The sequence below is a fragment of the Oscillibacter sp. KLE 1745 genome (genome assembly GCF_000469445.2).
Taxonomy (GTDB): Bacteria; Bacillota; Clostridia; order Oscillospirales; family Oscillospiraceae; genus Oscillibacter; species Oscillibacter welbionis.
In genome coordinates, this window is sequence record NZ_KI271764.1 from 6,158 (window position 1) to 13,817 (window position 7,660).

The following is a 7,660-nucleotide window of genomic DNA, read 5'->3' on the forward strand; positions in this document are numbered from 1 at the left end:
CCGCCGTCCGGCGGCCCCTTTTCTGTCCGGCGCCGGGGACTGTCCGCATCGGGAGGACAGCCCGGCCGGTCACAAAAAATTTACGGACGCATATACGGAATATGTTGTATATTTATTAGATTTGTGATATACTGTATGGCGCTAAGCGGCGGCGCAGTATTCTAGTCAGATCATCCGTCTCCGAAGGAGGGGCTAAAAATCCTCTGAAGGGCACACCGATGAAACCTCTGGTGCCTGCTTGATACGCCCAGTTTCGGGTGGGTGCTGGGGGGAAGCCTGGCTTTGCCTGCGCTTGCGGACTCAGGGCGCTTTCCAATGGCATGGTGATGACGACCCTGTTTCCGTGGAGACCTGTTCTTGTGCGCGGACGTACTCCCAGTGTGGTATTCCGGGCCGCGTACGAAGCAGCTGATGAACCTGCAGCGCGGTGCATCGGCCCTGCGGGGCCGTAACGCTGTGTGCAGACGTAGCCTGCCTTGCGTGAGGCGGGTGGATGGGGGAACAACAGGCGGGGCCCTCTGGCCAGAGGGCCCGTTTGATCGCCCCCTGAAACCCGGTTTGCAAAAGAGGCTAAAGGGACGGATCGACTGGGGTGGAAATCACCTAGGCTGTCCTGACCGGGCTGAAAAGGGATTGCAGTGCGGACTAAGTGGCGATCGGGTGGCATGGCTGGCGACACTGTGCCGCGGCACCGAAGGGGGAACCGCCTCCATCGGCAACGAGAGGTGTGCCGCGGGGAAATCCAACCCGTACCTAAGCCGTAAGATTTACCTTTTCCGCCGCCGCCGACTTAGCCAACTGGAATTCATTCCCAAGTGGAGGGACTTTTTTTGAGCGATACCCCAAAGCGAAAGCGCGGACGGGAGCGGGAGAGGCCGGGCCCCTACCGGTGGGCCGTGCAGGTCTTTTTTCTTGCCATCGTCCTGTCTGCGGCATTGAGCCTTGCGTCGGAGACCAGTCTCAGCGGCGCGGGCGCGGCGGCTGCCGCGCTGGTGCTGGCGGTGTTCATCGGCCTGGGCATCCTGTTCGACATCATCGGCGTGGCGGTCACGGCGGCGGACCCCAGGCCCTTTCACTCCATGGCCGCCCACAAGGAGCCCGGCGCCAAGGAGGCGCTGGTCCTGCTGCGGAACGCCGGGCGGGTGTCCAGCGTCTGCAACGACGTGGTGGGGGACATCTGCGGCATCGTCAGCGGGACCACCACCGCCGTGATCGTGGTGCGGCTCCAGACGGCCTTTGCCCTGCCGGAGAGCGTGCTGCTGAGCGTGGCGGTGACGGCCCTGGTGTCCGGCCTCACCATCGGCGGCAAGGCCCTGGGCAAGACGGTGGCCCTGAACAAAAGCACCAGCGTGGTCTACTGGGTGGGAAGGTTTCTGCACCTGTTCCACCGCTGAGAGGAGGCTGGGTCATTTGATCTTAGAGAATATCCATACCCCGGCGGACGTGAAGGCCCTGGACCGGGAACAGCTGGAGCCCCTGTGCCGGGAGCTGCGGCAGTTCCTGGTGGAGCATGTGTCCAAAACCGGCGGCCATCTGGCCTCCAACCTGGGAGCGGTGGAGCTGACGGTGGCCATCCACCGGGTCTTCGACACATCGAAGGACCGGCTGGTGTTCGACGTGGGGCACCAGTGCTACGTCCACAAGGCCCTCACCGGCCGGCAGGCGCTGTTTGACACCCTGCGACAGTTCGGCGGCCTCTCCGGCTTCCCCAAGCCCCGAGAGAGCGAACACGACGCCTTCATCGCCGGACATGCCTCCAACTCCGTCTCCGTGGCCCTTGGGATGGCAAGAGCAAGAACTTTACAGCACTTGGATTACAGTGTTCTGGCGCTGATCGGGGACGGCGCCCTGACCGGGGGACTGGCCTATGAGGGCCTCAACAACGCCGGTGCCTCCGGCGAGCCCCTGATCGTCCTTCTCAACGACAACGGCATGTCCATCAACCCCAACGTGGGGGCGGTGGACAGCCATCTGAGCCAGATCCGCTCCAAGCCTGCCTACTACCATTTCAAGAAGTGGTACCGGGGCCTGTTCGGACAGCACCCCATGGAGAACCCGCTGTACCGGTTCAACCACAAGGTCAAGACGTCCCTGAAAAAGGCCCTGTGGCCCGGCAGCACCCTGTTTGAGGACATGGGCTTCACCTACCTGGGGCCCATCGACGGCCACGACCTGGACCGGCTGGTCCACGTGCTGGCCTGGGCCCGGGAGCTCCAGTGCCCGGTGGTGGTCCACGTGAAGACCGTGAAGGGCAGGGGCTACTCCTTCGCGGAGCAGAACCCGGACAAGTTCCACGGCGTGGGGCCATTCGATCCGGAGACGGGCCTTGTGAAGAAGAGCGGGGGAGACGACTTCTCTGCTGTGTTCGGCAGGACGCTGGCCGCCTGCGCCGCGGAGGACGGGCGCGTCTGCGCCATCACCGCCGCCATGGCGGACGGCACCGGCCTGGCCCCCTTTGCCAAAGAGTTCCCGGACCGGTTCTTCGATGTGGCCATCGCTGAGGGGCATGGCGTCGCCATGGCCGCGGGCCTGGCCAAGCAGGGGATGCTCCCGGTGTTTGCCGTGTACTCCTCGTTCCTCCAGCGGGGCTACGACATGCTGATCCATGACGTGGCCCTCCAGCGGCTCCATGTGGTGCTGGGGGTGGACCGGGCGGGTCTGGTGGGGGCCGACGGCGAGACTCACCACGGCTGCTTCGACGCGCTGTTCCTGTCGGAGATCCCCGGGTTTACGGTGCTGTGCCCTGCCAGCTTTGCGGAACTGCGGCGGATGCTGCGGCAGGCATTGTTTGAGATCGACGGGCCTGTGGCGGTCCGGTATCCCCGGGGCGGCGAGGGCGATTACCGGGAGGACCGGTCCGGTGCGCCGGTGGTCCGGCTCCGGGAGGGGGAGGACGTCACGCTCCTCACCTACGGCGTGCTGGTGAATCAGGCCCTGGCGGCGGCGGACCTGCTGGAACGGCAGGGCGTCAGGACCGAGGTGCTGAAGCTGAATCAGATCTCCCCCCTGGAGTATGAGACGCTGGCGCCCTGGCTGGCGGGGAAGAAGCTGCTGGCAGTGGCGGAGGATGCCTTCGGCGCCGGGTGCGTGGGCCAGCGGACGGCGGCCATCCTGGCCCAGCACGGCCAGGCGCCGGAGAAGCTGGTGCTCATCAACCTGGGCAAGACCTTCCTGCCGGAGGGGACCGTGCCCCAGCTGGAGCATCAGGCAGGCATCGACGCCGCGGGCATCGCCCGGGCGGTACAGGAGGCGCGTACATGAGTGAAAAAAAACGGCTGGACGTCCTGCTGACGGAGCGGGGCCTTCAGGAGAGCCGCCAGCGGGCCCAGGCGGTCATCATGAGCGGCGAGGTCTTTGTGAACGGCCAGCGGGTGGACAAGCCCGGCACCGCCGTGGCGGAGGACGCCCAGATCGAGGTCCGGGGCGGCACGCTGGCATACGTCAGCCGGGGCGGGCTGAAGCTGGAGAAGGCCATGGCCGCCTTCCCCATCGACCTGAACGGCGCCGTCTGCGCCGACATCGGCGCCTCCACCGGCGGCTTCACCGACTGTATGCTGCAAAACGGCGCGGAGAAGGTCTACGCCGTGGACGTGGGCTACGGCCAGCTGGCCTGGAAGCTCCGCAGCGACCCCAGGGTGGTGTGCCTGGAGCGGACCAACGCCCGGTATCTCACCCACGAGCAGGTGCCGGACGCGCTGGACTTCGCCTCCGTGGACGTGAGCTTCATCTCCCTGAAGCTGATCCTGCCGCCCCTGAACGGCCTGCTGAAGGACGGCGGCCACGCCGCCTGCCTGGTGAAGCCCCAGTTCGAGGCCGGGCGCGAGAAGGTGGGGAAGAAGGGCGTGGTCCGGGACCCGGCGGTCCACCTGGAGGTGCTGGAGCACTTTCTGGACCACGCCGGGGACGCGGGCTTCATAGTGCTGGGACTGACCTATTCCCCCATCCGGGGCCCGGAGGGGAACATCGAGTACCTGGGATATCTGGAAAAGGGTCCCCGGCAGGAGCGTACATTTGACTTGAAGGCCCTGGTGGACGAGTCTCACCAGACCCTGAAGGAGCACGGAGAGGGAGGCAACCCATGAAAAAGATCATCCTCTGCCCCAACCCCAACCGAGACCGGGGCATGGAGACCACCCGCAGGGCAGACGCCATTCTGCGGCAGATGGGCTTCCAGACGGTGGTGTGTCCCCCCTTCAAGGACCAGAAGGACGGGGCCTATGGGGACTACAAGACCCGGCCCCTGACGGCGGAGCTGAAAAGCGCCGACCTGCTGATTACCTTCGGCGGGGACGGCACCATCCTGCATCTCGCCAAGCTGGTGGCCTTGAACAAGATTCCGGTGCTGGGCATCAACATGGGGGGCCTGGGCTTCATCGCGGAGCTGGAGGCCGGGGAGCTGGAGGCCCTGCGGAAGCTGAAGGACTGGGACTTCCAGACGGAACAGCGGATGATGCTGGACGTGACCGTCCAGCGGGAGGGCCGCCAGATCTACACGAATCTGGGCCTGAACGATGCGGTGATCCGGGAGGGTCCCATCTCCCATGTGATCCATCTGAAGATCTCCTCCGACGGGCGGCACCTGGCGGATATCGCCGGAGACGGCGTCATCGTGGCCACGCCCACCGGGTCCACGGCCTACTCCCTGTCCGCCGGGGGGCCGGTGGTGGAGCCGGTGGCCCAGACCATGGTGGTCTGTCCTATCTGCACCCACAACATGCGCTTTTCGTCCTATGTCCTCTCGCCGGAGCACACGCTGACCATCGAGCTGGAGCGCAACGGCCGCAAGCCGGTGTATCTGTTCGTGGACGAGAGCCGGGCCTTCTCCCTGAAGGCCGACGACAAGATCCAGGTCCGCCGGTCCAAGCACACCGTGCGGTTGGTGCGGCTGTCGGAGCGGAGCTTCTGTGAGATCTTTGCACAAAAAATGCTGCCAGGAGGATTTGAAGATGAAAAATGACCGGCAGAGCATGATCCTGGAGATCATCAGCCAGGAGAATATCGAGACCCAGGAGCAGCTGCTCGTCCGTCTCCAGGAGCGGGGGATCACCAGCACCCAGGCCACCATCTCCCGGGACATCAAGCAGATGCACCTCATCAAGGAGCCGGTGGGCCATGGAGTGTACAAGTACGCCGTGTCCGGCAACCGGACCCGGCTGAACTTCGCGGAGAAGCTGCGGACCATCTTCCGGGAGAGCATCACCAGCATCGACAGCGCACAGAACATCGTGGTCATCAAGACCATGCCGGGCCTGGCCAGCGCCGCCTGCGCCGCGCTGGACGACATGGGCGTCGCCTACATGGTGGGGTCCCTGGCGGGAGACGACACGGCCTTTCTGGTGATGCGGGACACGGAGTCCGCGGCCAGCTTCTGCGAGGAGATCAAGGAGATGCTGTGAGGCATCCCCGGCGGGAGCCGGTTCCTCCCGTCCAACGGGATGCGCCCTACAAAATATGGAACAGATTCGATATTAAGGAGATCACTGGATGTTCAAAGTGCTGAAAACCGAGGGCCGCGCCCGGCGCGGCGAATTCTCCTGCGCCCACGGCGGCGTGGTCCAGACGCCGGTGTTCATGAACGTAGGCACACAGGGGGCCATCAAGGGCGGCGTCTCCGCCCATGATCTGAAGGAGGTGGGCTGCCAGATCGAGCTCAGCAACACCTACCACCTGCACCTGCGGCCGGGCGACCATATCGTCCGGCAGATGGGGGGGCTCCACAAGTTCATGGACTGGGACGGCCCCATCCTGACGGACTCCGGCGGGTTCCAGGTGTTCTCCCTGGCCTCTTTGCGGAAGATCCGGGAGGAGGGGGTCACCTTCGCCTCCCACATCGACGGGCACAGGATCTTCATGGGGCCGGAGGAGTCCATGCAGATCCAGTCCAACCTGGGCAGCGACATCGCCATGGCCTTTGACGAGTGCGTGGAGAACCCCGCGACCTACGAATACGCCAAGGCCAGCTGTGAGCGCACCGCCCGCTGGCTGGAGCGGTGCAAGGCCGAGCACGACCGCCTCAACGCCCTGCCGGACACGGTGAACCCGGGGCAGATGCTCTTCGGCATCAACCAGGGCGCCACGTTTGCGGACCTGCGGGTGTGGCACATGGACCAGATCGCCAAGATCGACTGCGACGGCTACGCCATCGGGGGTCTCGCGGTGGGGGAGCCCGCGGAGGTGATGTACGAGATCATCGACGCGGTGGAGCCCCACATGCCCAAGGACAAGCCCCGGTACCTCATGGGCGTGGGCACTCCCAGCAACATCATCGAGGGCGTGGCCCGGGGCGTGGACTTCTTCGACTGCGTGATGCCCTCCCGCAACGGCCGCCATGGCAAGCTCTTCACCTGGGAGGGCACGGTGAACATCCTCAACGAGAAGTACGCCACCGACCCCCGGCCCATCAGCGAGAGCTGCGGCTGCCCCGCCTGCCGCCGCTTCTCCCGGGCGTACATCCGGCACCTGTTCAAGGCGGATGAGGTGCTGGCCCTGCGGCTGGCGGTGCTGCACAACCTGTACTTCTACAATGAGCTGGCCGCCCGCATCCGCCGGGCCCTGGACGAAGGGACGTTCGCGGATTTTCGGGCCCGTTACAGCGGAAATTTGGAAAAACGCGCATGACCCCCTTGCAAAAGCTGGTATATCTGCTATAATATTGTCATTCTGACTTTGGAACGAAAAGGAGTTTTGTTGTTATGGAAGGCGCTTCCTCCTCTATCATCATGCTGGTTGTTCTCATTGCGGTGTTCTACTTCATGCTGATCCGCCCGGAGAACAAGCGGAAGAAAAAGGCTCAGGAGATGCGGGACAGCCTGAAGAAGGGCGACACCATCACCACCATCGGCGGCATCGTGGGCAAGATCGTCATGGTCAAGCCGGACACCATCGTCATCGAGACCAGCGACGACCGGGTTCGTATGGAGCTGACCAAGTGGGCCGTCTCCACCACCGGTGTCCAGTCCTCCGGCGAGGAGAAGTCCTCCAAGGAGGAGAAGAAAGAGGACGAGGTCAAGAAGACCGAGGAGATCCCCGAGGCTCCCGCCGAGGAGACCGATGCATCCTCTGAAGAGGAAAAGAAGGACTAACCCATCATAAAACCACCCTCCCTTGTCATAAGCTCGGATAGAGCGATGACAGGGGAGGAATTTTTATGGGTAACGGGCGGAAACAGACAGCCCTGTGGCTGGTGTTCGTAGAGGGCGCGGCGCTGTCTCTGGGGATCTATCTGCTGCTGACGGTGCTGCTGTCCGCGCTGGTGGTGAAGGCGGTGCTGCCGGAGGAGGGGAGCTTTCCCGCTGTGGCGGCGTCGTGCTGTCTGGCGTCCTTCGCCGGGGCCATGCTCAGCGTCCGCCGCTCCTCCTGGGGCAGCCTGGCCAGCGCCATGGTGAGCGCCGCAGGCTTTCTGCTGGCGGTGGTGGCTGTGGCGCTGCTGTGCTGGCAGCAGATCACCTGGCTGGGCCGCGGGGGCGTGCTGCTGCTGTGCGGCGCAGGCGGGGGACTTCTGGCGGGCCTGCTGGGCGGGCGCCGGAGGAAGCGGAAGCGCCGTCCGGTCCGCAGGGGCCGCAAGGCCTGAAAAGCCGCTTGTGAATTTCACCAAAAATACAGATCTGAGCCCTGCCGCGGAGACTGCGGCCACAGTCGGGAGGTCTCCCGCGGCAGGGGA

Annotated in this window: 8 protein-coding genes; all 8 read left to right on the forward strand. The window is 64.7% G+C overall.

All coding sequences use genetic code 11. The annotated features are described in order from the left end of the window. The first annotated feature begins 830 nt into the window (after positions 1 to 830). The 8 genes from HMPREF1546_RS15640 to HMPREF1546_RS15675 all read left to right on the forward strand — a co-directional run bounded on the left by HMPREF1546_RS15640 (position 831) and on the right by HMPREF1546_RS15675 (position 7,570). Positions 831 to 1,394 (forward strand): hypothetical protein, encoded by a 564-nt coding sequence (locus tag HMPREF1546_RS15640; RefSeq protein ID WP_025545655.1) that lies wholly within the window; start codon positions 831 to 833, stop codon positions 1,392 to 1,394. A gap of 16 nt (positions 1,395 to 1,410) precedes the next feature. Then, positions 1,411 to 3,261: a 1-deoxy-D-xylulose-5-phosphate synthase gene (dxs, locus tag HMPREF1546_RS15645; RefSeq protein WP_021748957.1), complete on the forward strand. Its 1,851-nt coding sequence runs from the start codon at positions 1,411 to 1,413 to the stop codon at positions 3,259 to 3,261. Continuing rightward, positions 3,258 to 4,082 carry a TlyA family RNA methyltransferase gene (locus HMPREF1546_RS15650; RefSeq protein ID WP_021748958.1) on the forward strand — a complete coding sequence of 275 codons (825 nt, stop codon included), beginning with the start codon at positions 3,258 to 3,260 and terminating at the stop codon, positions 4,080 to 4,082. The genes dxs and HMPREF1546_RS15650 overlap by 4 nt, the downstream gene beginning before the upstream one ends. Next, positions 4,079 to 4,957, forward strand: a complete 879-nt coding sequence (locus tag HMPREF1546_RS15655; RefSeq protein ID WP_021748959.1) for an NAD(+)/NADH kinase — start codon at positions 4,079 to 4,081, stop codon at positions 4,955 to 4,957. Before HMPREF1546_RS15650 ends, HMPREF1546_RS15655 begins: the two co-directional genes overlap by 4 nt. Beyond that, on the forward strand, positions 4,947 to 5,396 hold the full coding sequence (argR, locus tag HMPREF1546_RS15660; protein ID WP_021748960.1) for an arginine repressor: 450 nt from the start codon (positions 4,947 to 4,949) through the stop codon (positions 5,394 to 5,396). Before HMPREF1546_RS15655 ends, argR begins: the two co-directional genes overlap by 11 nt. 88 nt (positions 5,397 to 5,484) lie before the next feature. Beyond that, a complete protein-coding gene (gene tgt / locus HMPREF1546_RS15665; RefSeq protein WP_021748961.1) occupies positions 5,485 to 6,618 on the forward strand; it encodes a tRNA guanosine(34) transglycosylase Tgt in 1,134 nt (377 codons plus the stop codon). A gap of 74 nt (positions 6,619 to 6,692) precedes the next feature. After that, positions 6,693 to 7,082 carry a preprotein translocase subunit YajC gene (gene yajC / locus HMPREF1546_RS15670; RefSeq protein WP_021748962.1) on the forward strand — a complete coding sequence of 130 codons (390 nt, stop codon included), beginning with the start codon at positions 6,693 to 6,695 and terminating at the stop codon, positions 7,080 to 7,082. A gap of 65 nt (positions 7,083 to 7,147) precedes the next feature. Beyond that, positions 7,148 to 7,570, forward strand: coding sequence for a DUF3792 family protein (locus tag HMPREF1546_RS15675; protein WP_021752115.1), 423 nt, complete (start codon positions 7,148 to 7,150; stop codon positions 7,568 to 7,570). Positions 7,571 to 7,660: the final 90 nt, after the last annotated feature.